The organism is Variovorax sp. JS1663 (genome assembly GCF_002157355.1).
Taxonomy (GTDB): domain Bacteria; phylum Pseudomonadota; class Gammaproteobacteria; order Burkholderiales; family Burkholderiaceae_C; genus Variovorax.
On sequence record NZ_LYMK01000028.1, the window covers coordinates 57,752 to 81,499 of the forward strand.

General features: G+C 68.2%; 21 protein-coding genes and 1 tRNA gene. 12 read left to right on the plus strand and 10 right to left on the minus strand.

What is annotated here, in order from left to right; translation table 11 throughout:
- Together A8M77_RS22165 and A8M77_RS22170 are read right to left on the minus strand one after the other, a co-directional pair.
- Positions 1 to 558 carry a tripartite tricarboxylate transporter TctB family protein gene (locus A8M77_RS22165; protein WP_086923670.1) on the minus strand — a complete coding sequence of 186 codons (558 nt, stop codon included), beginning with the start codon at positions 556 to 558 and terminating at the stop codon, positions 1 to 3.
- Between the two features lie 82 nt (positions 559 to 640).
- Positions 641 to 1,600, minus strand: a complete 960-nt coding sequence (locus A8M77_RS22170) for a Bug family tripartite tricarboxylate transporter substrate binding protein (RefSeq protein ID WP_086923671.1) — start codon at positions 1,598 to 1,600, stop codon at positions 641 to 643.
- 104 nt (positions 1,601 to 1,704) lie between these two features.
- On the opposite strand from A8M77_RS22170, the gene A8M77_RS22175 reads away from it, so the two are divergent.
- The 7 genes from A8M77_RS22175 (at position 1,705) to A8M77_RS22200 (ending at position 7,509) form a co-directional block, all read left to right on the plus strand.
- Positions 1,705 to 2,385 carry a response regulator transcription factor gene (locus A8M77_RS22175; protein ID WP_086923672.1) on the plus strand — a complete coding sequence of 227 codons (681 nt, stop codon included), beginning with the start codon at positions 1,705 to 1,707 and terminating at the stop codon, positions 2,383 to 2,385.
- Between the two features lie 52 nt (positions 2,386 to 2,437).
- A complete protein-coding gene (locus tag A8M77_RS22180) occupies positions 2,438 to 3,853 on the plus strand; it encodes a sensor histidine kinase (protein WP_086923673.1) in 1,416 nt (471 codons plus the stop codon).
- An 18-nt stretch (positions 3,854 to 3,871) separates the two neighbouring features.
- Positions 3,872 to 4,303, plus strand: coding sequence for an RNA-binding S4 domain-containing protein (locus tag A8M77_RS22185; protein WP_086923674.1), 432 nt, complete (start codon positions 3,872 to 3,874; stop codon positions 4,301 to 4,303).
- Positions 4,304 to 4,349: 46 nt separating this feature from the next.
- Positions 4,350 to 5,156: a PPK2 family polyphosphate kinase gene (locus tag A8M77_RS22190; protein ID WP_086923675.1), complete on the plus strand. Its 807-nt coding sequence runs from the start codon at positions 4,350 to 4,352 to the stop codon at positions 5,154 to 5,156.
- A gap of 121 nt (positions 5,157 to 5,277) precedes the next feature.
- Positions 5,278 to 5,454, plus strand: a complete 177-nt coding sequence (locus tag A8M77_RS36160) for a hypothetical protein (protein WP_158100971.1) — start codon at positions 5,278 to 5,280, stop codon at positions 5,452 to 5,454.
- Between the two features lie 142 nt (positions 5,455 to 5,596).
- Positions 5,597 to 6,829: an NAD(P)/FAD-dependent oxidoreductase gene (locus tag A8M77_RS22195; protein ID WP_086923676.1), complete on the plus strand. Its 1,233-nt coding sequence runs from the start codon at positions 5,597 to 5,599 to the stop codon at positions 6,827 to 6,829.
- A 221-nt stretch (positions 6,830 to 7,050) separates the two neighbouring features.
- On the plus strand, positions 7,051 to 7,509 hold the full coding sequence (locus tag A8M77_RS22200; protein WP_143694720.1) for a hypothetical protein: 459 nt from the start codon (positions 7,051 to 7,053) through the stop codon (positions 7,507 to 7,509).
- 72 nt (positions 7,510 to 7,581) lie between these two features.
- Here the strand turns inward: A8M77_RS22200 and A8M77_RS22205 are convergent.
- From A8M77_RS22205 to cysS, 6 genes are all read right to left on the minus strand, one after another.
- Positions 7,582 to 7,674, minus strand: a tRNA-Ser gene (locus A8M77_RS22205).
- A gap of 22 nt (positions 7,675 to 7,696) precedes the next feature.
- The gene (locus A8M77_RS22210; protein WP_086923678.1) at positions 7,697 to 8,965 is read right to left on the minus strand and encodes an aspartate kinase; all 1,269 of its coding nucleotides are present in this window, start codon (positions 8,963 to 8,965) and stop codon (positions 7,697 to 7,699) included.
- 82 nt (positions 8,966 to 9,047) lie between these two features.
- Positions 9,048 to 10,016 carry a tRNA lysidine(34) synthetase TilS gene (gene tilS / locus A8M77_RS22215; protein ID WP_086923679.1) on the minus strand — a complete coding sequence of 323 codons (969 nt, stop codon included), beginning with the start codon at positions 10,014 to 10,016 and terminating at the stop codon, positions 9,048 to 9,050.
- A gap of 34 nt (positions 10,017 to 10,050) precedes the next feature.
- Complete coding sequence (locus A8M77_RS22220; RefSeq protein ID WP_086923680.1) at positions 10,051 to 11,031, minus strand: acetyl-CoA carboxylase carboxyltransferase subunit alpha; 981 nt, start codon at positions 11,029 to 11,031, stop codon at positions 10,051 to 10,053.
- Positions 11,032 to 11,046: 15 nt separating this feature from the next.
- The gene (locus tag A8M77_RS22225) at positions 11,047 to 11,703 is read right to left on the minus strand and encodes a DNA-3-methyladenine glycosylase family protein (protein WP_086923681.1); all 657 of its coding nucleotides are present in this window, start codon (positions 11,701 to 11,703) and stop codon (positions 11,047 to 11,049) included.
- Between the two features lie 16 nt (positions 11,704 to 11,719).
- On the minus strand, positions 11,720 to 13,096 hold the full coding sequence (gene cysS, locus A8M77_RS22230) for a cysteine--tRNA ligase (protein WP_086923682.1): 1,377 nt from the start codon (positions 13,094 to 13,096) through the stop codon (positions 11,720 to 11,722).
- 194 nt (positions 13,097 to 13,290) lie between these two features.
- On the opposite strand from cysS, the gene A8M77_RS22235 reads away from it, so the two are divergent.
- The 5 genes from A8M77_RS22235 to A8M77_RS22255 are packed head-to-tail and all read left to right on the plus strand — an operon-like array spanning position 13,291 to position 16,604.
- Positions 13,291 to 13,875 carry a tetratricopeptide repeat protein gene (locus A8M77_RS22235; protein WP_086923683.1) on the plus strand — a complete coding sequence of 195 codons (585 nt, stop codon included), beginning with the start codon at positions 13,291 to 13,293 and terminating at the stop codon, positions 13,873 to 13,875.
- Positions 13,876 to 13,933: 58 nt separating this feature from the next.
- Positions 13,934 to 14,515 (plus strand): peptidylprolyl isomerase, encoded by a 582-nt coding sequence (locus A8M77_RS22240; protein WP_086923684.1) that lies wholly within the window; start codon positions 13,934 to 13,936, stop codon positions 14,513 to 14,515.
- Positions 14,516 to 14,536: 21 nt separating this feature from the next.
- Complete coding sequence (locus tag A8M77_RS22245; protein WP_086923685.1) at positions 14,537 to 15,046, plus strand: peptidylprolyl isomerase; 510 nt, start codon at positions 14,537 to 14,539, stop codon at positions 15,044 to 15,046.
- Between the two features lie 2 nt (positions 15,047 to 15,048).
- On the plus strand, positions 15,049 to 15,810 hold the full coding sequence (locus A8M77_RS22250; protein ID WP_086923686.1) for a UDP-2,3-diacylglucosamine diphosphatase: 762 nt from the start codon (positions 15,049 to 15,051) through the stop codon (positions 15,808 to 15,810).
- Entirely contained in the window at positions 15,810 to 16,604 is a 795-nt protein-coding gene (locus A8M77_RS22255) for a zinc-dependent peptidase (RefSeq protein WP_086923687.1), read from the plus strand. The genes A8M77_RS22250 and A8M77_RS22255 overlap by 1 nt, the downstream gene beginning before the upstream one ends.
- A gap of 14 nt (positions 16,605 to 16,618) precedes the next feature.
- On the opposite strand, the gene A8M77_RS22260 is transcribed toward A8M77_RS22255, so the two are convergent.
- The gene (locus tag A8M77_RS22260) at positions 16,619 to 19,417 is read right to left on the minus strand and encodes a DUF349 domain-containing protein (RefSeq protein ID WP_086923688.1); all 2,799 of its coding nucleotides are present in this window, start codon (positions 19,415 to 19,417) and stop codon (positions 16,619 to 16,621) included.
- 103 nt (positions 19,418 to 19,520) lie between these two features.
- Positions 19,521 to 23,324 (minus strand): DUF748 domain-containing protein, encoded by a 3,804-nt coding sequence (locus tag A8M77_RS22265; RefSeq protein WP_086923689.1) that lies wholly within the window; start codon positions 23,322 to 23,324, stop codon positions 19,521 to 19,523.
- Positions 23,325 to 23,748: the final 424 nt, after the last annotated feature.

A 23,748-nucleotide genomic window follows, 5' to 3' on the forward strand; every position in this document is an offset into this window, starting at 1 on the left:
TCAGATCCAGCCCGTTGCGGTGAGGCCTGGCAGGTTGATGGCCAGGAACTTGGTGAACATCCAGTAAACGGGCGCCGAAATCAGCAGGCCTGTGACGATGTCGATGACCCAGGTGCGCGGCGAATTGACGCCGGCCTGCCCCTTCGAGCGCCGCAGGCCCTGCACCGCAAGCAGGTAGCACAGCGTGCAGCTGAGGATGAAGCCGATGATGGTGATCAGCCCCGCGTTGAGCAGCAGCCCGGCCGAGACCCAGGCGAAGCCGCTCCAGTAGCAGGGCTCGCTCTCGGAGGCGTCCATCTCGCGAAAGCCGCCGGTGCGGGATTCCCAGATGATCCAGGCGCCGCAGATGGTCAGCGCGACGGAGACCAGCCAGGGCAGGAAGTTGGGGCCGACGCCGCTGTAGCCGGCCTCGGAGGAGATGCCGGTCGCACCCCAGGCCAGCGCGACCCCGGTGAGCAGCACGCCGACGCCCACCAGCGTCTGCGGCCAGACCGCGGCCTTCGGCGGCTCGGGATCGAGCTGCGCAAACCCACTCTGCGTGGGGTCGATGTTGGACATTGTTCTGGACCTCGCGTGTGAACGGGAAGGAATGGCGCGCGCCGCATCCCGGCGCGCCGCCGCCTGGGCACGCTGGCCCCGATCAGACCATGCCGGACTTGTGCATGGTCGCGCGCAGGCTCGCGAACTCCTCGTCGACGAACTTGGAGAAGGCGTCGCCCGACAGCACGGCGGGGGTCCAGTCGTTCTTCTTCATGGCCTCGCCCCAGGCGGGGGTCTTGAGCGCGGCCAGGATCAGGTCGATCAGGGCCTTGCGCTGCTCGGGCGTGATGCCGGGCGCGCCGTACACGCCGCGCCAGTTGCCGATCTCGACATCGATCTTCTGCTCCTTCAGCGTGGGCACGTCGATGCCGGGCAGGCGCTGGGCCGAGGTGACGGCGATGGCCTTCATCTTGCCGGTCTTGATGTACTCGGCGAATTCGCTGTAGCCGCTGCCGCCGACCGTGACGTTGCCGCCCAGGATGGCGGCCGTCGCCTCGCCGCCTCCGCGGAAGGCCACGTAGTTGATCTTGGAGGGATCGACACCGACCTTCTGCGCGATCATCGCCGCGGCGATGTGCTCGGTGGAGCCGCGCGAGCCGCCGCCCCACTTGACGCTGCCCGGGTCCTTCTTGAGCTGTTCGACCACGTCGGCCATGGACTTGAGCGGCGAGTTGGCGGGCAGCACGAAGACGTTGTATTCGCTGGTCAGGCGCGCCAGCGGCGTGGCCTTGGACAGGTCCACCGGCGGCTTGCCGGTGATGATGCCGCCGACCATCACGGCGCCCATCACCATCATCGCGTTGGGGTCGCCCTTGGAGCCGTTGACGAACTGCGCCAGGCCCAGCGCACCGGCGGCGCCGCCCTTGTTGTCGTAGGTGACGGTGTCGGCGAGCTTGCCGTCGGTCATGGCCTTGCCCAGCGCCCGCCCGGTGGTGTCCCAGCCGCCGCCCGGGTTGGCCGGGATCATCATCTTGACGTTGGGAGCGGCCCAGGCCGACAGCGGCAGGGCACCGGTGGCGGCCAGCGCGGCCATGGACTTCAGAAAGGTATCTCGACGCATGCGTGTCTCCTTTGGGGATCTTGAAAGCGGAACGCCGCTATGATGCGCCCCCCCGCTGTCAGTTGGCTGTCCGGCACACTGGGGTAAACACCGAAATTCCGGCGATGAGGCTGCTGCTAGTCGAAGACGATCCGTCCATGCAAACCACCCTGCAGCGAACGCTGGGCCGCCGCATGATCGACGTGCGCCTGTGCGGCGACGGCGCGCAGGCACTCGCGCAGTGGCGAGCCCTCGAGCCCGACGTGGTGGCACTCGACCTGAGCCTGCCGAACGTGGACGGCCTGCAGGTTCTGGCCCGCGCGCGCGCCGAAGGCCTGCGCACGCCGGTGCTGCTGCTGACCGCGCGGGGCACGGTCGGCGATCGCGTGGTCGGCCTCAACACCGGGGCTGACGACTACCTGCCCAAGCCCTTCGACCTCGACGAGCTGGAGGCGCGCATCCGCGCGCTGCACAGGCGCAACCAGAGTACGGCGCCGGAGTCGGCGAACAGTCCGCAGCAGGTCGGTGGCCTGCGCTGCGAGCCCGACAGCGGCGCGATCTACCACCGCACCGAGGTCCTGGAGCTCACTCCGCGCGAACTCGCGCTGCTGAAGGCGCTGATGGTGAAGCCCGGTCACGCGGTGGCCAAGGAACGCCTGTTCGAGCTGGTCTTTCCCGGCGAGGGCGACGTGCAGTACGAGGCGATCGAAGTGGTGGTGTATCGCCTCCGCAAGAAGCTCGCCGGCACCGGCGCGGCGCTGATGACGCTGCGCGGCCTGGGCTACCTGCTGCGCGAAGAGACATGAGCCGCAGGGCCGTTCCGAAGGCGAACGCCGCAGCCGCAGGCGAAGGTCTCCAATGATCCGCGCCGCCTCGCTGCGCGCCAGGCTGCTGGTCGGCATCCTGGCGCCGGTCGCGCTGTTCATCGTGATCAACAGCGTGAGCCTCTATCGCCAGAGCCTGGCGGCCGCGACCACCGCCTACGACCGCACCCTGCTGGCCTCTGCCAAGACCATCGGCGAGCAACTCGACGTGGAGGGCTACGACGAACTGGCATCGCTGCGCGCGATCGTTCCCTACTCCGCGCTGGAGGCCTTCGAGGCCGACAACAAGAGCCGCATGTACTACCGCGTCTCGGCCCTCGATGGCGAGATGATCTCGGGCTTCGCCGAGCTGCCCTTCTGGCGTGGCCGGCTGCCTGATCGGCCACCCTATTCGGCACTGGTCGACTTCTACGACGCACGCTTTCGCGAGCAGCCGGTGCGCGTGGCCGTGCTGCTGCAGCCAGTGGCCAGTGCGCGCGGGCGCGGCATGGCGGTGGTGCAGGTGGCCGAGACGCTGGAGCTGCGCGAGACGCTGGTGCGCAAGCTGCTCGTCGACATGCTCTGGCGGCAGCTGGTGTTGCTGGGCGTGATCGCCGGCGTCACGGTGTTCGTGGTGCAGCGGGCCACCCAGCCGGTGCGGCGGCTGGGCGCGCTGATCGAGGGGCGCGCGGCCGATGACCTCTCCCCCATCGACGCGCCGGACGCACCGCGCGAGCTGCGCCCGCTGGTCGACGCCACCACCAACGTCATGGGCCGGCTGCAGCGCCTGCTGGACCACCAGAAGCGCTTCGTGCGCGACACCGCGCACCAGCTGCGCACGCCGCTGGCGGTGCTCAAGGCACAGGTGCAGTCGGCGCGCCGGGGCGACATGCCGAACGAAGAAGCGCTCACCGAGATCAGCGCCACGGTGGAGCGCGCCACCACGCTGGCCAATCAGATGCTGTCGCTGGCCAAGGTCGAGCAGTTGCGCCAGCAGCCCGAATCGCAGACGCTGGACCTGGGCGAGACGGTGCGCCGCATCGCGCTGGACCTCTCGCCGCTGATGGCCGACAAGGCGCTGGACGTGGAACTCTCGGTCGCCGCCGCGCCGGTGCTGGTGCGCGCGCACCACTGGATGCTGCAGGAGCTGGCGCGCAACCTGCTGCACAACGCGATCAAGCACAGCCCCCCGGGCGGCGCGCTGGCAGTGCGGGTGCAGGCGGAAGAGGGGCAGGCCCTCTTCGTCGTCAGCGACGAGGGCACCGGCATCTCCGAGGAGCTGCGGCAGCGCCTGTTCGCCCCCTTCGCCGCAGGCGATCCGGGCAGCGGCTCCGGCCTGGGCCTGGCCATCTGCCGCGAGATCGTGCTCGCGCTGGACGGGCGCATCGCGCTCGACAACCGGGATGCCAGCGGATGCCGGCAAGGACTCGATGCCGTGGTGCATCTGCCGCTGGCGAACGACAATCGCTGAACGACCGAAACAGCCCCCATGGACCGACTGCGCATCGACAAATGGCTCTGGGCCGCGCGCTTCTTCAAGACACGCACGCTGGCCGCGGAGGAGATCGGCAAGAACCGCATCCAGATCAACGGCGAGGTGGCCAAGGCCTCGCGCGAGCTGAAGGTGGGCGACCAGGTGGCGATCCGGCTCGGCGGCGGGCTGGAGCGCATCGTGCGCGTGCGCGGCCTGAGCGCCCAGCGCGGGCCGGCGCCGGTGGCGCAGCAGCTCTACGAAGAGACGCCCGAGAGCCTGGCCGCACAGGCGGCCGCGCGCGAGCAGCGGCGCATGGGCAGCGAGCCGGCGCTGAGCATCGAGCAGGGCCGGCCCACCAAGCGCGACCGCCGCGATCTGGACCAGGCCCGGCGCTCCGACTGGGGCGACCGCTGGAGCGCATCGCTCGACGATTCCGACGACAGCTGAACATCGCGTACCCTCCCGCTGTTTCCATCAGCAGGAGTCTCCGCGAATGCCCAGCTTCAAGAAGTACCGCGTCGGCAGCAAGTTCATGCTGGCGGACATCGATCCCGGCGAATCCCCCTTCCTCGAAGGCGACGAGGCGGCACAGCGCGCGCAGCTGGACCGGCTGGCCGAGGAGCTCGACGAACTGCAGAACCTGCTGCACGCCGTGGGCCAGCGCAAGCTGCTGCTGGTGCTGCAGGGCATGGACACCAGCGGCAAGGACGGCACCATCCGCTGGGTGTTCTCGCGTACCTCGCCGCTGGGCGTGCGGGTCACGGCTTTCAAGGCGCCGAACGAGAACGAGCTCGCCCACGACTATCTCTGGCGCTGCCATGCGGCAGTGCCGCGCAACGGCGAGATCATGGTGTGGAACCGCAGCCACTACGAGGACGTGCTGGTGCCCTGGGTCGAGGGCTGGATCGACAAGGCCGAGGTGCAGCGCCGCTACGCGCAGATCCAGGACTTCGAGCGCCTGCTGGTCGAGACGGGGACGGTCGTCGTCAAGTGCATGCTCCACATCAGCAAGAAGGAGCAGCGCGAGCGGCTGCAGGCGCGCATCGACGAGCCCGACAAGCGCTGGAAGTTCCAGATCGACGACCTCAAGGCCCGCGAGAAGTGGGACGCGTACCAGCGTGCCTACGAGCAGGCCCTGCGCAGCACCTCTAGCAGCCATGCGCCGTGGCATGTGATCCCGGCCGACAGCAAGCGCCATCGCAACCTGATGATCGCGCAACTGCTGGTCAGGACGCTGCGCGACATGAAGCTGGCGGTGCCGCCAGCCGATCCGGCGCTGGAAGGGCTGGTCGTGAAGTAGAACCTGGCCGTCCGCTCGACCTTCGTCTGTCCTCCATATGGCGTATTGAGGGTCCTGGGAGCCGGTGGGAGACTTTGCTCCACGCGAACCGAACCGTCTCCTCTCCCCCGAAGGAACCATCATGGACGTCTTGACCCTCTCCGAGCTGATGACCGGCCTGCTTTCGGTGATCGGCACAGGCCTCCTGTTGATGCTGGCCACCAGCCGGGCTCCGAAGGCGCTGCACGACGAGATCGCACTGCGCGTGGAGCGCTCGATCGCCGCGATCGACGCCTGCGAGGACCGGCGCCCTCGCTGATCCCTGCGGCGGGCCGTCGGAGCCCGGCCTTGTCCGACGGCGATGCAGCGGCGATGGCGATATCCTGCGTCAGTGCGCCCTTTCCCCCGAAATTTCCCCATCCACAGACGCGTGCCCGGCACGCGCCGGTGCGCCCTTTCCCATGGCGGACGCTGAGCCGCGCGTCGCCGTCGTCGGCGCGGGCGTGGTGGGCAGCTGTATCGCGCTCGCACTGCGCAAGCGCGGCGCCGCCGTCACGCTGATCGACCGCGACGAGCCGGGCCGCGGCTGCAGCTACGGCAACTCGGGCGCCATCAGCCCGGGATCGGTCGCGCCGCTGGCGATGCCGGGGGTGCTGTCCTCGGTGCCGCGCATGCTGCTGGACGAGGAAAGCCCGCTGCATCTTCCCCTGGCCTACCTGCCGAAGGCCGCACCCTGGCTGCTGCGCTTCGTTGCCTCGGCGCAGCCGTCGCGGGTTGCGGTCTCGGCGGCCCGGCTGGCGGCGCTGCATGCCGGCGCGCTCGATCGCCACGAGGCGCTCGCGCGCGAACTCGGCGTGCCGGAACTCTTCGTGCGCCGCGGCCACCTGCACCTGTATCCCGATGCGCGCGCTCTGGCCAAGGATGCCGCCGGGTGGCGCCTGCGGGAGCACTACGGATACCCGTTCCGGCGGCTCGATCGCGACGGCATCCTGGCGATGGAGCCCCGTGTCGGCGCCCGCTACCAGGTCGGTGTGTTCGTGGCCGATCACGCGACCATCGTCAATCCCTTCCGCTACGTGCAGGCGATGGTGCGTGCCTTCACCGCGCGCGGCGGACGCGTGCGGCGGGAGGACGTGCGGGCGCTGGCGAACCTGGGCGACGGGCGCTGGCGCCTCGCGAGCGCGGGCACCGCCGACGCTGCCGATGCGCACTTCGACCACGTGGTCATCGCCGCGGGCGCCTGGTCGCGCCGCCTGCTGGATCCACTCGGCCTGCACCTCGCCCTCGAAAGCCAGCGCGGCTACCACGTGCAGTTCCAGGGCGGACGCGACACCGTCTCGCGCACCGTCGTACTCGCCGATCGCAAGATCTTCGTGACGCCCATGGAAGACGGCCTGCGCGTGGGCGGCACGGTGGAGATCGGCGGTCTGCAGCGCCCACCCGACGAGCGTCGCGCAGCGATCCTCGCTCGCATCGCGCGCGAAACCTTCGAAGGGCTGGCGGAACTGGCGTCCACCCCGTGGATGGGCCACCGCCCGTGCATGCCCGACTCGGTGCCCGTCATCGGCCCGGCCGCCGGCCGGCCGGGCCTGTGGCTCGCCGTGGGACACGGCCACCTGGGGCTCACGGACTCCATCAACACCGCGCATTCGATCGCAAGCGCCATGCTCGGTGCACGCTCGGTAGCCCGCTGAACCGGCGTTCTCCCAAACCGCGAAGCCGCGCCGGCGACGCCGAAGTCGAAAGTATCAATTCAGCCCAGGGTGATGAATGAGGGGACGGCGATCCCATTTTCGAAGCGTCGAGGATTTAACAGCGCATGTACTTTTTCAGTCCTGGCTGACCCTGCTTTCCCCTCCAGCAACGACACTTCGTCAGGTTCTACACGTCGGCTACTTTCGAGGACTGATCGATCATGGAATCCCCGGATCTTGAAACCGTTGAGAAGATGCGTGCGGTCATCGAGGAACTGATCGCCTACCGAAGCCACCTGGCCGCCGCCGTCCCCTATTTCGCGCCCACGGACATCGGCTCCCTGACGCCCGCGAAGCAGCTGAGCGAAACGCGCCTCAAGGAAGAAAACGACTACGGCAATCGCGTGCGCGCTGCCATCCAGATGAGCCTGGCCGCCGCCGCGGCCTCATTGCGCCTGACTGAATCGCTGATGCGCGACGACGCCCAGCTCGGCCTGCCCGAACGCCAGCAGAACCTCGCACGCTGTGCCCAGGACGCGCAGGCCTGCCGCGATGTTTCCGGCCATGTCGTGGCGCTGCTGTCGGGCAAGGAAGCACCGAAGGTGGACGCGCTGATGGAGATACGGCGGCTCAAGGCAGCGATTCATGACCGGTTTGGGCAGTGGCCCGGGAGTAGGTAGGACGAGCCACGCGCCGTTCGCGCTGCATGAAAAAAGCCCCGCTGCAGCGAGTGCGCGGGGCTTGAATGTTCTTGGCGGAAACGGAGGGATTCGAACCCTCGATGAGGCTCTACACCCCATACTCCCTTAGCAGGGGAGCACCTTCGGCCACTCGGTCACGTTTCCTGGAAACCGCAATTATGCCAGCTTACGAGGCCGGTTGATCGAGATCGAAAGCCTTGTGCAGCGCACGCACGGCGAGCTCCATGTACTTCTCGTCGATCACGACCGAAGTCTTGATCTCGCTGGTGGAGATCATCTGGATGTTGATGCCCTCCTCGCTCAGCACGCGGAACATCTTGCTGGCCACACCGACATGGCTGCGCATGCCGATGCCGACGATGCTCACCTTGCAGATCTTGGTGTCGCCGACGATGTCGCTGGCACCCAGCGTGGGCAGCACTTTCTCCTTGAGCAGGTCGACGGTCTTGGCGTAGTCGTTGCGGTGCACCGTGAAGCTGAAGTCGGTGCGGCCGTCCTTGCTCAGGTTCTGGATGATGACGTCGACCTCGACGTTCGCATCGGCCACGGCGCCGAGGATGTGGTACGCGATGCCGGGCTTGTCGGGCACGCCGAGCACGGAGATTTTGGCTTCGTCGCGGTTGAATGCGATGCCGGAGACAACGGCTTGTTCCATGTTTTCGTCTTCCTCGAATGTGATCAGAGTGCCGGACTTGGCCTCTTCCTGGATGTCGATGTCCCAGGGCGTGAAGCTGGAGAGCACGCGCAGCGGCACCCTGTACTTGCCCGCGAATTCGACAGAGCGGATCTGCAGCACCTTGGAGCCCAGGCTCGCCATCTCGAGCATCTCTTCGAAGCTCACGGTGCTGAGCCGGCGCGCATCTGGTTCGACGCGCGGGTCGGTGGTGTAGACACCGTCGACGTCGGTGTAGATGAGGCACTCGTGCGCCTTCATCGCCGCCGCGATCGCCACCGCCGAGGTGTCGCTGCCGCCGCGGCCCAGCGTGGTGATGTTGCCGGCTTCGTCCACGCCCTGGAAGCCGGTGATGACGACCACCTTGCCGGCCTCGAGGTCGGCGCGCACGCGCGCATCGTCGATGCTCTCGATGCGGGCCTTGGTGAAGGCGCTGTCGGTCTTCACCTGGACCTGCCAGCCGGCGTAGCTGACGGCCTGCATGCCCTCGGCCTGCAGCGCAATCGCCAGCAGCGCCGACGATGCCTGCTCGCCGGTGGCGGCGAGCATGTCGAGTTCGCGGTTGTGGTCGTCGTCTGTCCTGCCGGGCGCGAGCTCTTTGGCGAGGCCGAGCAGACGGTTGGTTTCGCCGCTCATGGCGCTCGGAACCACCACCATCTGGTGGCCCGCGCGCGCCCACTTGGCGACGCGCTTGGCGACATTGCGGATGCGCTCGGTCGAGCCCATCGACGTGCCGCCATATTTGTGAACGATCAATGCCATGGGTGAAGTCAAGGAGAAGGGTTCGGACGCAGGCCGCAATGCGGGCGTCCAGGGCCCTGTCGTGTGCCTGTGGGTACCTGTTTCAGCGCAGGGCCGCAGGTTGCGACGGGGGCCGGGCATTGTACCAACGCAGCACATCACCCTCGCGCTGGACGTAACCATCCGCAACCTTCAGGCGGATGCGGTGGCCGCGGGTGCTGCAGGCCTCGATCTGGTCGAGCAGTTGCTCGAGCTGGGCCTCGCTGGGCACGGCGTCGTGCTCGCGCCTGAGCCAATGCCGCAGCACATTGGCGAGCCGCTCGCGCGGCAAGGCACGCAGCGCGCCCAAGGCGGGCGGCAGGCCTGCCGCCGCGCTGTCCGTCGCGGCGACCTCGGCCAGCAGCCGCGAGGCCTTGGCCGCGTTGCGCGCCGAGCGCGCGAAGGTCTCGCGAAACTGCGGCAGCGTCGCCGCAAGCGCCGGAAGCAGTTGCAAGCGGATCCTGTTGCGCGTGTAGCGCAGGTCGGCGTTGCTGGGATCGTCGATGTGGCGGGTGCCGCTTTCCGCGATCCATTCACGCAGCGCGGCCGCCTGCACCTCCAGCAGCGGACGATGGAAATTCACGCCATGCCGCTGCATGCGCCGCGGCATGCCGGCCAGCCCATCGAGACCAGCCCCGCGGCCGAGCGCGATGAGCATGGTCTCGACCTGGTCGTCGGCTTGCTGCGCCAGCACGACATCTTGCAGACCGTGTGCCTGGGCCAGCCGCGCCAGGGTCACATAGCGCGCGCGACGCGCCGCGTCCTCCGGGCTTTCGCCGGGCGCATGCCGTGCGTCGACACGGCCTACGCGCAGCGGCACGCCCAGGGCTTCGCAGGTGGCACGGCAGTGGGCTTCGAAATCATCCGCCGCCGCTTGCAGGCCGTGGTGGACATGGAGCGCCTGCACCTGGCCCGGCCAGTGGGCTGCGGCTGCGTGCAGCAATGCGGTCGAATCGGCACCACCGCTGTAGGCCACGCCCAGCGGCAGCGGCGCCGCCCAGGACGCGATCGCGAGGGCGGCGGGATTCTCCATGCTGAAGAAGCGGACCGATGCGGTCCGCCGGGATTTACCTGGTGCTTTCGGCCTTGGTGTCGGCGAAGCGGCCGTAGCTCTGCAGGCGCTCGTAGCGCCGATCGAGCAGCTCCTTGGGCCGCAAATCGGCAACCTGGCGATACGCGTCGTTGAGCGCGCGCTTGAGGAAGGCCGCCATCTGGCGGTAATCGCGATGCGCGCCGCCGACCGGCTCATTGACGATCTTGTCGACCAGCCCCAGCGCCTTGAGGCGGTGCGCGGTGATGCCCAGCGCGTCGGCCGCCTCCTGCGCCTTGTCGCTGGTCTTCCAGAGGATGGAGGCACAACCTTCGGGGCTGATCACGGAATAGACGGAATACTGCAGCATCAGCACCTGGTCACCCACCGAGATGGCCAGCGCGCCACCGGAGCCGCCCTCGCCGATGATGGTGACGATGACCGGCACCTCCAGCTGCGCCATCTCGAAGATGTTGCGGCCGATGGCCTCGGACTGGCCGCGCTCCTCGGCATCGATGCCCGGGTAGGCACCCGGCGTGTCGACGAAGGTGAAGACCGGCAGCTTGAACTTCTCGGCCGTCTTCATGAGGCGCAGCGCCTTGCGGTAGCCCTCGGGCTTGCTCATGCCGAAGTTGCGCGCGGTGCGCTCCTTGGTGTCGCGCCCCTTTTGGTGGCCCAGCACCATGCAGGGCGTGCCGTTGAAGCGTGCCAGGCCGCCGACGATCGAGAGGTCGTCCGCGAAATGGCGATCGCCGTGCAGCTCGACGAAGTCGGTGAAGATCTCGTGGATGTAGTCCAGCGTGTAGGGGCGCTCCGGATGCCGGGCGATCTTGGTGATCTGCCAGGGCGTCAGGTCGCTGTAGATTTCCTTGGTGAGCTGCAGGCTCTTCTTGCCGAGCTGGTCGATCTCCTCGGAGATGTCGACCGCCGATTCGCTCTGTACATAGCGCAGCTCTTCGATCTTGGATTCGAGTTCCGCCACGGGCTGCTCGAAGTCGAGAAAGGTTCGTTTCGCCAACGTCTTCTCCTCTTGTCAGTATGCGACCACCGGCAGGGGGTCGAGCGATCGCCAAATATACCAAGTTGCGACGCTGCAATAAGGCGCCCAGGCCACGGCCACCTCGCGGGCATCGCTGCGGCTGACCGGATCGCCGGAAAAATAGCTGCGGCTGATGCCGGCGATGAGGCCCAGGTCGTCCAGCGGCAGCACGTTGGGCCGCATGAGGTGGAAGATCAGGAACATCTCCGCCGTCCAGCGGCCGATGCCGCGGATCGCGACCAGCTCCTCGATGATCATCTCGTCGGACATCTGGTCCCAGGCGTCCACGTGCACCACGCCCGAATCGAAATGCAGCGCCAGGTCGACCAGGTACTCGATCTTGCGCGCCGACAGGCCGGCTGCGCGCATGTCGTCGACCTTGAGCCGCAGCACGTTGGCCGGCGTCATCTTGCGCGGCAGCTTGGCAAAGCGATCCCAGACCGACTGGGCTGCCTTCACCGAGATCTGCTGGCCCACGATGCTGCGCGCCAGGGTGGTGAAGGCGTCGCCGCGCGACTCCAGGCAGGCGTCGCCGAACTGGGGGATCAGCCGCTTCATCACGCGGTCTTTGCGGGCGAGGTACTTGCAGGCCTCTTCCCAGTAGGGTGGTGTCTGGACCTGGATGACGGGCTTGTTGATGACAGCAGGCATCGCGCTTCTCATGCCCTCACTTGACGGTGGTCCAGGTGGTGCCGCTCGCCGAATCCTTGAGCACGATGCCTTGCGCCAACAGTTCGTTGCGGATGCGGTCGGCCTCTGCGAAATTCTTCGCCGCCTTGGCCGCCGCGCGCTGCGCGATCAGGGCCTGGATCGAGGCATCGTCGAGCACGCTGCCGGCCTGCAGGAAGGCTTCGGGATCGGCCTGGAGCAGGCCGAGGCAAGCGCCCAGCGCCTTCAGCAACCCGGCCGTACGGGCGGACTTGGTGCGGTTCACCTCGCCGGCGAGGTCGAACAGCACGGCCACCGCCTCGGGGGTGCCGAAGTCCTCGTCCATCGCCGCCTTGAATCGGACGGCGTGGGGGTCGGCCCAATCGATCTGGATCGGCTCCGGCGCCACTAGGTGCAGCGCGGTGTACAGGCGCTTGAGCGAGGCGCGCGCATCGTCCAGGTGCACGTCGCTGTAATTGAGCGGGCTGCGATAGTGCGCGCGGACGACGAAGAAGCGCACCGTCTCGGCATCGAACTGCTTGAGCACGTCACGGATCAGGAAGAAGTTGCCCAGGCTCTTGGACATCTTCTCGTCGTCGATGTTGATGAAGCCGTTGTGCATCCAGGTGCGGGCCAGCGGCTTGCCGGTCGCACCCTCGCTCTGGGCAATCTCATTCTCGTGGTGCGGGAACTGCAGGTCCATGCCGCCACCGTGGATGTCGATGGTCTCGCCCAGCAGTTGGCAGGCCATGGCCGAGCATTCGATGTGCCAGCCCGGGCGGCCGGGGCCGAAGTCGCTGGCCCACTTCACTTCCTCGGGCTCGGCGGGCTTGGCGCTCTTCCACAGCACCGGGTCGAGCGGGTCCTCCTTGCCGTCCAGCACGGCGACGCGTTCGCCGGCATGGAGTTCGTCGAGCGACTTGCCGCTGAGCTTGCCGTAGCCGGGAAACTTGCGCACGGCGTAGTTGACGTCGCCGTTGGTCGATCGATAGGCCAGGCCCTTCTGCTCCAGCGTGGCGATCATCGACAGCATCTGCGGCACGTATTCGGTGGCGCGCGGTTCGTGCGTAGGCCGCTCGATGCCCAGGGCATCGGCATCCTCGTGCAGCGCATCGATCATGCGGTCGGTGAGCGCCCGGATGCTCTCGCCGTTCTCCACCGCGCGGCGGATGATCTTGTCGTCGATGTCGGTGATGTTGCGCACGTACTCGACCTCGAAGCCCGAGGCCTTGAGCCAACGCTGCACCACGTCGAAGGCCACCATCGAGCGCGCATGGCCCAGGTGGCAGTAGTCGTACACCGTCATGCCACACACGTACATGCGCACCCGGGGGGGTTGCAGCGGAGAAAACTTCTCCAGTTCACGCGACAGCGTGTTGTAGATGCGAAGACTCATGGGTACGGGAAGCGCCGGTATTCGCCCGCGCGAAAAGGGGCGAGCGACAGTGATTTTTTCAGGGGTGAGGATGCTATGGCAACGAGGGGATGAACGGAGCCCCTCGGCTACAATCCCCTGCCAGTATAAACGGCCGCCGCCGTTACATTCCGGGTGTTTTCGAGACCCGCGTCCCATCCCAACTCTCGAGGCTCATGAAGCACGCCGCAGCCCCCTCCTCTTCTTTCCTTGTCCGCTTTCTGTCGGTGATCCTCGTCACGTTTGCGGCGGCTGCGGCCCATGCCGACGAGTATGGCGATGTCAACACGTTGCTGCGCCAGGGCAAGGCCGCCGAGGCGCTGACCAAGGCCGATGCCTACATCGCCGGCAAGCCGCGCGATCCGCAGATGCGCTTCCTGCGCGGCGTGATCCTCACCGAGCAGGGCAAGCAGGCCGAGGCGACGGCCGCCTTCACGCAGCTCACGCAGGACTTCCCCGAGCTGCCCGAGCCCTACAACAATCTCGCCGCGCTCTATGCCGGCCAGAGCCAGTTCGACAAGGCCCGCGCTGCGCTCGAGATGGCGATCAAGCTCAACCCGAACTACGCCACCGCGCACGAGAATCTGGGCGACATCTACGCACGCCTGGCAGGCCAGTCCTACGGCCGCGCACAGCAGCTCGAATCGGGCAACGCCACCGTGGCGCCCAAGATCGCGCTGATCCGCCAGCTGTTTACCACGCCCGGCAGCGGAACGTTGCCGGCGGCCCCGGTCGAACCCCGCAAGCCGGTGCGCCGCTAGACAGGCGCTTGCCACGCGGCGCCGGCCCGCCCATCTTCTTTCTCCACCATTTCTCGCCATGCACATTCTTTCCCGCCGCACGGCACTGATCCTCGCCACGACCCTGAGCCTCGCAGGCACCGGCTGGGCGCAGCAGCCGGTCGCACCGCGCGTCAAGCTCCACACCTCGGCTGGCGACATCGTGGTCGAGCTCGCCGCGGACAAGGCGCCGAAGACGGTCGAGAACTTCCTGCAGTACGTGCGCGACAAGCACTACGACGGCACCGTGTTCCACCGCGTGATCGACGGCTTCATGATCCAGGGCGGCGGCTTCACGCCGGAGCTTCAGCAGAAGCCCACGCGCGCGCCGATTCCGCTGGAAGCGAACAACGGCCTGAAGAACGACAAGTACACGATCGCGATGGCCCGCACCCCCAACCCCAACTCCGCGACCTCGCAGTTCTTCATCAACGTGAAGGACAACGCGATGCTCAATGCGCCCAGTCCCGACGGCCATGGCTACACGGTGTTCGGCAAGGTGGTCTCGGGCAGCGAGGTCGTCGACAAAATCCGCGCGGTGCGCACGGGCAACAAGAACGGCATGCAGGACGTGCCCGTCGAAAGCGTCACCATCCTGTCTGCCACCACCGTGGCGAAGTAAGCCACCCAACAAGGAGCCCTCATGAGCAACCCCCAAGTCGAACTGCATATCAAGGACCAGGGCGTCATCACCCTCGAACTGAACCAGGACAAGGCGCCGAAGACGGTCGAGAACTTCCTCGCCTATGTCACCAAGGGCCACTACGACAACACGGTGTTCCACCGCGTGATCCCCGGCTTCATGGTGCAAGGCGGCGGCTTCGAGCCCGGCATGTCGCAGAAGCCCACCGGCGCCGAGATCCAGAACGAAGCCAACAACGGCCTGAAGAACGACACCTACACCGTCGCCATGGCCCGCACCAGCGCGCCGCATTCGGCCACCGCGCAGTTCTTCATCAACGTTGCCGACAACGGTTTCCTCAATCACACCGCCCCGTCGGCGCAAGGCTGGGGCTATGCGGTCTTCGGCAAGGTGATCGAGGGCAAGGAAGTGGTCGACAAGATCAAGGCGGTCAAGACGGGCCGCAAGGGCTTCCACGACGACGTCCCGCTCGAAGACGTGGTGATCGAGAAGGCTGTCGTCAAGGCCTGAGGATGACGGCCTTCGCCGAGCTCGTGGCGCCTGCAGGGTGGCGCACGGTCGACCTGATGTCCGACCTTCACCTGCAGGCCTCGGAGCCGGCGACCTTCGAGGCTTGGCGCGGCTACCTGCAGACCACGCCGGCCGACGCCATCTTCATCCTCGGTGACCTGTTCGAGGTCTGGGTCGGCGACGATGCCGCCGCCGAGCCGGGTTTCGAGGCGCAATGCGCCGAAGTGCTGCGCGAGGCAACGGCCCGCAGGCCGGTTTTCTTCCTGCACGGCAACCGCGATTTCCTGCTGGGTGCGGCATTCGCCGCGCAGTGCGACATGCAGTTGCTCGAGGACCCGACGGTGCTGATCCTGCACGATCGGCGCTGGCTCCTGAGCCACGGCGATCTTCTCTGCCTCGACGACACCGAGTATCTGCACTTCCGGGCCGAGGTGCGCACGCCAGGGTGGCAGGAAGCCTTTCTCGCACGCCCCCTGGCGGAGCGCCGCGCCCTCGCCCGCTCGATGCGGGCGCAGAGCGAGGACCGCAAGCGCAGTCCAGGCATGGTCTGGGCCGACGTCGACGCCGACGCCGCACGCACATGGCTGCGGCAGGCCGACGCCGGCACGCTGGTCCATGGCCACACCCACAAGCCGGCGACGCATGCGCTGGGCGATGGCCTGTCGCGCATCGTGCTGAGCGACTGGGATTTGAAGGCGCATCCTGCCCGCGCCCAGCTGCTATGCCTGTCGAGCGCCGGCGCCCAGCGTGTCGACCTCCGCTGATGTTCGGCTGGCTGCGCCGCCTGCGCCCTCCCCCTCCCATTCCTGAGCCAGCCTGGCGGGCCACGCTCGCGCGCTACCCGTTCCTCGCAGCGCGTTCCGCGGATGCGATCGAGCGCCTGCGCCGCCTTGCGGCAGAGTTCCTGCGCGACAAGGAATTCCACGGCGCCCACGGCTTCGTCATCACCGACGAGGTCGCACTCGCGGTCGCGGCGCAGGCCGTGCTCCCGGTGCTGCACCTGCCGGGCGGCCTGCGCTGGTACGACGATTTCGTGGGCATCGTGATCCATCCCAGCGAAGCCGTGGCCCGGCGCAAGACAGTCGACGAGACCGGCGTGGTGCACGAGTACGACGAGGTGCTGGCCGGCGAGGCGATGGACCGCGGTCCGGTGATGCTGAGCTGGCAGGACGTGCTGGCCGGCAGCATCACGCAGGAGGCCGGCTACAACGTCGTGATCCACGAGTTTGCCCACAAGATCGACATGCGAAGCGGCGCAGCCGACGGCTGCCCGCCGCTGCCGGCCGGCTTTGCGGGGACCTCGACGGCACGCGATGCGCGCATCGCCTGGTTCTCGGTGCTGCAGCCGGCCTACGACGGTTTCCGCGAGCGAACCATCGTCGCTGAGCGCTTCGGCGGCGAAGCGCCCTGGCTCGATGCCTACGGCGCGACCTCTCCCGGCGAATTCTTCGCGGTGGCTTGCGAGGCCTACTTCGCGAACCGCGCGAAGCTGGCCAGCGAATTCGCCGGCCTCGTCGCGCTGTTCGACGAGTTCTTCCGGCGCCCAGCCGCAGGCTAGGCGCCCCGCCCCGTCTACTTGCGCAGCAGCGCCTTGAGCGCGCTCTGCAGCCGGCGTGCCGACGCGGCGTCGTGCGCGGCCGCCAGCACCGTGCCGGCGTCCTGGCCCCAGGTCTGCGCCGGCGCTGGGTCGCCGCGCCGCGTGAGCAGCTTGAGCTGCAGCGCGCGGCGCGCGTCGAGCTGCTCGGCCGGAGTGGGCACCTCGGCGGCCATCTCCAGGCGCAGCAGCGCCTCGGCGGCGTCCTCGGCCTTGGCCGAGGGCCCGCCGGCCAGCGCCTGCGACCACCGTCCGCGCACCGCGGGCGTGACGGCCCGGCCCAGCTCCTGGACGCTCGGCAGCTTCGACGCGTCGCGCTGCTCCCAGGCACCCAGCACCTGGGTCAAGGCCTCGCCATGCGCCTGGGCCGCCAGCTTGCGCAGGGCCTGTTCGGCGCGCTCCAGCGCGTCGCGCTGGGCGCGGAAGGCGGCATCGCCCAGACGCGGGCCACGCTCCTCGCGCGGCGGACGATCGCCGAAGCGGCCGGCGCCGGGGCCCCGGTCGCCAGCGCGCGGTGCACCGCGGTCATTGGGACGGGCGGACGGACCGCCACGGCTGTCGCGGCGGTCACCGAAGCGGCCGCCGGCGCCACGCCCTGCGGGCACCGGCTCCGACTTCCTGTTGCCGGGCCGGTCATCGCCGCGCACCGCGATCACGGGCTTTGGCGCCGGCTTGGGCGGTGCTGCGGGCGCAGGCGCGGGTTCGGCCTCGGCCTCGGCGGCATCGGTGCGGGCCGAGGGATCGGCGCCATCAGCGGGCGCCACCAGATCGGACGTCGGTGCCGCGGCCTCTGCTGCGGCGGGGGCCGGCGACATGTCGCCCGGCGCGGGCTCCTGCTGCGCACTCTCGCCGAACTCTGCCGCAGCCTGACCCGGCGCCACGACTTCGGTCGCGCCGACGGCCGGGCCATCGGCCGCCGCCTTGGGCGCTTCGCCTCGGAGCGCCGCCTCGAGCCGGGTCACCGCGGCGCGGATCTTTTGCGCATCACCGGTCGCATTGGCGGCTTCCACCGCCTTCGACGCCTCGAGCACGTGACGGTCGTGCTCGCTCATCGCGGCCGCCGCCTTCTCACGCTCGGCACTCTTGCGGTTGAAGGCCTCGTCGATGGGGGCGCGGAAGGCGTCCCAGAGCTTCTGTTCCTGCCTGCGATCCAGCGGCACCGCCTGGGCCTCGGCCTGCCAGCGCTGCTGGAGGGCCTTGACGGCATCGATGCGCAGCATGGGTGCGGCGCCGAGCTCCGCCGCCTCGGCGATCATGCCCTGGCGGCGCTCGACGCTGGCCTTCTGCGCGACCTCGAAGGGCGCACGCGCGACGCCGAAGACCGCATTCCACTGCGGCTGAAGTTCGGCGAAGACCTTCTCGCCCACATGACCGGCATCGCGCCAGCGATCGGCGAACTGGTGCAGCGCGCGGTTATAGGCCTTGAGGTCCGTGGAACCGGCCTGCGCTTCCGCCCAGGACTTCACCTCCTCGATCAGCGCCAGGCGCTGCGCGCGATGCTCGGCTGCGTCGGCACGCACCTTCTCGAGCCAGGCCTCGACCACTTTGTGGGCCTCGTTGCAGGCCTCGTCGAAGCGTTTCCACAGCGCGTGGTTGGGCACGCCACCCTGGTCGGCCTGCTTCCACTGCTCGCGCAGGCTGCGCAGCGTCTCCTGCATCTTGCGTCCGCCCAGGGCCTGGCCTTCGGGCCGCTTGAGCAGGCTTTCGGCCTTGGCGACCAAATCCTCGCGCACCTTGTCGGCGCTCCAGCGCTGCCAACCCTCGAGCTCGCCGGCGGCGATCAGCGCCGCATGCACTCGGGCCTCGAGTGCCGCGTCGACCAGCCGGCCATGTTCCTTGAGCACGGCACGCAATGCAGCGGCGGCGCCGGCGCTGGCCTTGCCGTGGCCTTCGGTGGTTTCCTGCTCCAGCTTGGCGAGCGCGGCCTGCACGGCCGCCTGCGCCGCGGCCCGCTTCTCGGGGTCGACCTTGGGGGCCGCCGGCTTCTGCACGACAGGGGCCGCCGGCTCGGGCGTGCCGCCGCGGGCCACGCGCAGTTCATCGGCCCAGACAGGGACGGGTGGCAGCGGCGCCGCCGGATCTTCCGCCGCGGCAATGGTCTGCGCCAGGGCTTGGTGGAACGCCTCGGAAACCACCAGCAACTGCGCCTTGGACGACTCCAGCTGCGGCGCGAACCTGGCATCCAGGCTGTTCCAGTTCTCGTCGGCAGTGATCTCCGCGGCCTGCAGCTGCCAGTGCGCCACGTCGGCACGCAGCGCCTCCTCGGCGGCCTGCGCATCGCGCCAACCCTTGGTGGACAGCACTTCGAAGCGCTGCGCCAGCAGCACGGCCGCCTCACGATGCACCTGGGCGCGGTGCTGCAGGTCCTCGATGCCCTTCACGCGTTCGGCCAGGCGGGCCTTGAAGCCCGCCAAAGGCTCCCGCGACAAGGGGGCGCCCGCCTTGGCGGCATCGCGCTGCCAGGCCAGCGCATCGGCGATGTTCAGCTTGGGCTGGGCGATCAGAGCCTCGGCTTTCTGGGCCCATTCGGCCGCGATGGCCTCCTGGCCGCGGGCGCGCTTGAGCTCGTCGAGCTTTTCGCGCAGCAGGCGCGCGGCGCCCTTGTCGCGGCCGCTCAGCTCCTTGAACACCTCCTGCATCTGCTCGGGCGAGGGATTGCCGGCCAGCCACTCGCGGATGCGCTGTGCGCGCTCGCCCGAGGTCGGCGCAGTGAAGGCGCCGCCGGTCATCGTGTCGAGGGACTGGAGGTCGTGGGACTTGGTCGAAGTTGAGGTCACTGCGCGAATAAACGTGATCTGATGTGGAAAAGCGAAGGCGCCGGCATGGGCCGGCGCACTCCGCTATTTTCGCCGAGATGCGGCGGGTCGGTTCGAGCTTCCTTCAGCGGGTGGTCAGATTCAGCTCCGCACCGGGTTTCCAGTCGGCGCCGCCGGCCTGGGTGCGGACCGCGCCAAGGAACAGCCGCTCGCTGGGCAGCTTCTGCGCCAGCAGGTAGTCGCGCACCGCCGCGCCGCGCTGGACGGCCAGTTGGCGCATCGACTCCTCGTCGACTGGAATACTGGTCATGAGGAGGTCCTCCATCTCCTTGACCGGGACGTCCTTGGCCAGGCCGATCACATTGCGCGGCTTGGTGCCGATGTCGGAACGCTTGTAGGCAGCAGCCAGCAGCTCGGGGTATTCGGCATCGGTCGCCGGCCCCACTTCAGCCGCGTCCTGGTTGGCGCGCACTGCGGCCCGCCGCTTCTCGGCTTGCGCCAGGTCACGCACGCGCTGGCGCTGGTAGGCCTCGCGCTCCTGCTGCAGGCTGGAGGTGCCCACCACCGTCATGCGCAGCGTCGGACGATCGGTGAGTGCCTTGGCAACCTTGTCGAGGCTCTGCTTCGCCTCTGCCGACAGCGCTGCACTGCCGGGCGCGAAAGCGACGGTGCTCGAATCCCCGCTGCCGCCGCCGAGGCCGCCCGTCAGCAGCGCGAAAGGCGCGGTGGCGGCCTTGACGATCAGGTTCACGATCGCCTTCAGGATCAGCGGGCCGATGCTGAACTGCGGATCGTTGAGCGACCCGCTGATCGGGAAGTCGATGTCGATCACGCCGTTGCGATCGGCCAGCAGGGCCACGGCAAGCCGCACCGGCAGGCTGTTGGGCGCGCCCTGCACCTCGTCGCCGAACTGCAGCTGGTTGAGCACCAGCTTGTTGGTGGCGGTGAGCTGGCCGTCCGGCGCGATCTTGTAGCTCACGTCCATGCTGAGCTTGCCGCGCTCGATGCCGTGGCCGGCGTAGCGCACCGAGTACGGCGACAGCGGCGGCAGGTCGAGTTCGCGCATCTTTGCCGTGATGTCCAGCTCCAGCGGCTTGGCCAGCGGGTTGAGCTTGCCGGTGATTTCCAGTGAGGCGGTCTGCTGGGCCTTGCCGCGCAGCTCGAGGTCGGCCAGCGCCGGCCGGTCGCCCTGCGGTTTCGAGGAGAAGGCGCTGAGCTTGCCGGTCAGTTCGCTGAGGTCGGCCGAGTAGTTGGGCTTGACGAACAGGTCGCTGAAGTCGATGCGGCCGTTGACCAGGCTCATCGGCCCGAAGTTGATGACCGGCGCGGGGCCGCCGCTGGCGGACTCGGGGGCCTTGGCCACCGCCGTCGGCGCTGCGGGCGCCGGCGCAGGAGGCACGCCGCCGACCATCGTCTCTGCCGACACCGGCGCGCCGCCGGACGGCGCCGGCGCCTTCCTCGCGACCGTGGTCGTGGTCGTGCCGCCTGGGCTGCGCCGTGTGCTCGCCTCGCCTGCCGGGGCTGGCGCCGGCTCCCCGGGTTTCCGGGTGAGGTCCTGGAGGTTGAGGCGGCCCGTCGGATCGATGATCACGCGCGCGAAAAAGTCGCTCAGCGTGGTTTCGCGCACGTCCACCGCCAGCGGCGCATTGGGCGCCATGCTGACCTGCAAGCCGCGCAGGTTGAGGGTTTTCCAGCTCAGCAGCCGGCTGCTGCGCTCGGCTTGGCCGGGCGACTGGGTCAGCGTGGCGCTGTTGGCGCGAAAGTCCTCCAGCGCCGTGTCGCCCGCCAGCTTCACGCTCATGCCCGCGGGTGCCGTCTGGTACTTGACCGTGCCGCGGTAGCTGGCGAAGGCACGGCGGATGTCGATGTTCAGCGCGTCGGCATAGTAGGCCTTGAAGGCGTGCGCCGGGACGGCGGCAACCTCCAGCCGGCCCTCCGCGGCGATCGGCTTGAGGACCACCGAGCCCTTGTAGTCGAAGCGCCCGGCTTCCGCACGACCGGCCGCGATGCGCCCGGACAGCTGCAGCGGCGAGACGGTGGCCGTCTCGGGCGCGATCTTCTGCGCATTGAGCTTGAACGCGCTGATCTCGAAGGCCACCGGCGTCGCGCTGGCCTTGTCCGAATAGGACAGCGTACCGTTGTCGACCGCCACGCTGCCGATAGTCAGTGCCCAGGGCTTGGTGTTGGCACCTGGCGCCGCCTCGGCCGCCTTCGGATCTTTGGGAGCTGCCACCTTCGCATCGCCGCTGCCCGCCTCGCTGCCGCCCGCCGGCGCCTTCAGCCAGCGCTCGAACATCCAGCGCTTCTCGTTGTCCCGCGCGATGGCGACTTTGGGACTGTTGGCGCTGAACGAACCGATGCTCAGCGTGTGCTTGGTCATGTCGACTTCGGCATCGACCAGCTCGAAGCGTCCTACGCTGGCCAGCGCCGTCTTGGCCTGTGTCAACGCCAGGCCATCGATCGCGACCTTGCGAGCCATGAGCTTCAGATCGGGCTGGTGCCAGGCCACGTCCAATTGCCCGCTGAGCTTGCCGTCGAGCGTGGGCTCCAGGCTCTGGGCCAGGTACGGCGCCGCCAGCGACAGCGGCAGGGCCTCGACCTCGGCCTGCACCTTGGCCACCTTGTCAGTGGCCTCTCCGCTGAACTTGAGCGCAGCGCCGCCCACCGCCGTGGAGCCGTTGAAGACAGCGGGCTTGTCCATCGGCCAGGCGATGGCGCTCGCCTCGACCTGCAACTGCTGGACGTCGATGGACGCGGCCGGCTGGATGCTCTGGTCGCGCCATCCGATCTCGCCGCCGGACAGCGCGAGCTTGTCGACCTGCACCCGCCAGCCCGGCGGTGCACCGGGCTTGGCGCCGGTCTCGCCATTCGGTGGCGCACTCGGAGGCGGCTTGGCCGCCGCGGCGTCGTCCTGGCCGGCAGGCAGCAAGTTGAGCTTCCCGGCCGCATCGCGTGCAACCACCAGTTGCGGCGCGGCCAGCGCCACCTCGCCCAGATGCACCACGCGCTCCAACGGGCGCACATCGGCCAGCGCCAGCTTGAGCGAATCGAAGCGAAGCAGGTCGCGCGCCTTCGAATCCGCCAGCTGGATGCTGTGTGCAGCCACCGTCCCGGTGATCTTCAGGCCCGTGGTCGCGGCCTGTACGAAATCGATCTTGAGGTCCGCGTCCAGCTTGCCGGCGCGCAGCGCCACCGGCAGGCCACCGGGGACATAGCCCAGGTAGGGCACCAGATCCAGATCCTTGAAACTGATCCGCGCATCGGTCTTGCGGTCGTCGGCGAAGGGCGTGCTCAGCGCAGCCGAGTCGAAGGTGCTGCCGTTCAGGACAAAGGCCAGCTTGGGCTCGGTCTTGATCTCGCGCTGCGATGGCAGGTTGCTCAGGAAAGGCACCTTCAGAACAAAGTCGCGCAGCTCATGCTTGCGCTTGACGGCCTGGTCGTCGAAGTCGACCGTCCCGTTGGTGATGGCGATGTTGTAGATGGCGAAGCGCGGTGGCTCGCTCTTCGGGGTCTCGGGCGCGCTCGCCAGCCGGGCGAGGATGTCGTCGATGTCGTACTTGCCGTCGGCCTGGTGCGTCAGCAGGACGGCCGGGCCGTCGATGCTGATGGCGTCGATCACCGGCGCCAGCCGAACGATCGACTGCAGCTCGGCATCGGCATAGATCCGGCCCACCGCCACCTGCGAACGGCTGCCATCCGCGGTGGCGATGCGAAGCTCGTCGAGCGTGAGCTCCAGGGTCCAGGGCTTGAAGTCGATCTTGCCGACCGTGACCTGGCGCCCCAGCTTCTCGGTCGCGACCTTCTGGATCTGGCTCTTGGCGATGGGAGGCACGACCAGCCAGGCCAGGACCCATAAAGCGAACAGCACCAGCACCGCCAGCACCGCTCGCCTGACCCACTTGTTTTGTCTCAGCGAAGCAGCATTCATCGGAGGGCGAGTTTGCCCCAAACCGCTGAAGCTTCCCAGAAAGTAGAAAGCCCGGCTGCCTGACCTTGACGTCTGGCCTCCGGGCTTGATGGCTGGCGCAAGGCCCATGCCATCTTTTCGCTCGACCGGAAGTTGAATCGTTCCGGTCATGCTGGCAGCAAGAGATTGCCACCATGGGGCCTCGGCCGCTGAACCGTTCGATGGATCTCTCCCGGTTGCCGGACCTCGGTTGAACGCCTGAATGATCAGGCCCCATCAGGGTACGACTGTGCTCGCGAGATTGCAAATGAGCTTTTCAATGGCCAAGTGCCCGGCGATTCGAGGCCTTTCCTAAGCTCCATATATCATGAAACAAGGAGTTATTATTCTTGACCTGATATTAAGCGCCTCCTAGAATCCTCGCTGCCCGAGCCGCCCAACCCCC

Coding starts and splice junctions, on each gene's coding strand:
- A8M77_RS22165 (WP_086923670.1), bottom strand. CDS start 558: ATGTCCAACATCGACCCCACGCAGAGTGGGTTTGCGCAGCTCGATCCC.
- A8M77_RS22170 (WP_086923671.1), bottom strand. CDS start 1,600: ATGCGTCGAGATACCTTTCTGAAGTCCATGGCCGCGCTGGCCGCCACC.
- A8M77_RS22175 (WP_086923672.1), top strand. CDS start 1,705: ATGAGGCTGCTGCTAGTCGAAGACGATCCGTCCATGCAAACCACCCTG.
- A8M77_RS22180 (WP_086923673.1), top strand. CDS start 2,438: ATGATCCGCGCCGCCTCGCTGCGCGCCAGGCTGCTGGTCGGCATCCTG.
- A8M77_RS22185 (WP_086923674.1), top strand. CDS start 3,872: ATGGACCGACTGCGCATCGACAAATGGCTCTGGGCCGCGCGCTTCTTC.
- A8M77_RS22190 (WP_086923675.1), top strand. CDS start 4,350: ATGCCCAGCTTCAAGAAGTACCGCGTCGGCAGCAAGTTCATGCTGGCG.
- A8M77_RS36160 (WP_158100971.1), top strand. CDS start 5,278: ATGGACGTCTTGACCCTCTCCGAGCTGATGACCGGCCTGCTTTCGGTG.
- A8M77_RS22195 (WP_086923676.1), top strand. CDS start 5,597: ATGGCGGACGCTGAGCCGCGCGTCGCCGTCGTCGGCGCGGGCGTGGTG.
- A8M77_RS22200 (WP_143694720.1), top strand. CDS start 7,051: ATGGAATCCCCGGATCTTGAAACCGTTGAGAAGATGCGTGCGGTCATC.
- A8M77_RS22210 (WP_086923678.1), bottom strand. CDS start 8,965: ATGGCATTGATCGTTCACAAATATGGCGGCACGTCGATGGGCTCGACC.
- tilS (WP_086923679.1), bottom strand. CDS start 10,016: ATGGAGAATCCCGCCGCCCTCGCGATCGCGTCCTGGGCGGCGCCGCTG.
- A8M77_RS22225 (WP_086923681.1), bottom strand. CDS start 11,703: ATGCCTGCTGTCATCAACAAGCCCGTCATCCAGGTCCAGACACCACCC.
- cysS (WP_086923682.1), bottom strand. CDS start 13,096: ATGAGTCTTCGCATCTACAACACGCTGTCGCGTGAACTGGAGAAGTTT.
- A8M77_RS22235 (WP_086923683.1), top strand. CDS start 13,291: ATGAAGCACGCCGCAGCCCCCTCCTCTTCTTTCCTTGTCCGCTTTCTG.
- A8M77_RS22240 (WP_086923684.1), top strand. CDS start 13,934: ATGCACATTCTTTCCCGCCGCACGGCACTGATCCTCGCCACGACCCTG.
- A8M77_RS22245 (WP_086923685.1), top strand. CDS start 14,537: ATGAGCAACCCCCAAGTCGAACTGCATATCAAGGACCAGGGCGTCATC.
- A8M77_RS22250 (WP_086923686.1), top strand. CDS start 15,049: ATGACGGCCTTCGCCGAGCTCGTGGCGCCTGCAGGGTGGCGCACGGTC.
- A8M77_RS22255 (WP_086923687.1), top strand. CDS start 15,810: ATGTTCGGCTGGCTGCGCCGCCTGCGCCCTCCCCCTCCCATTCCTGAG.
- A8M77_RS22265 (WP_086923689.1), bottom strand. CDS start 23,324: ATGAATGCTGCTTCGCTGAGACAAAACAAGTGGGTCAGGCGAGCGGTG.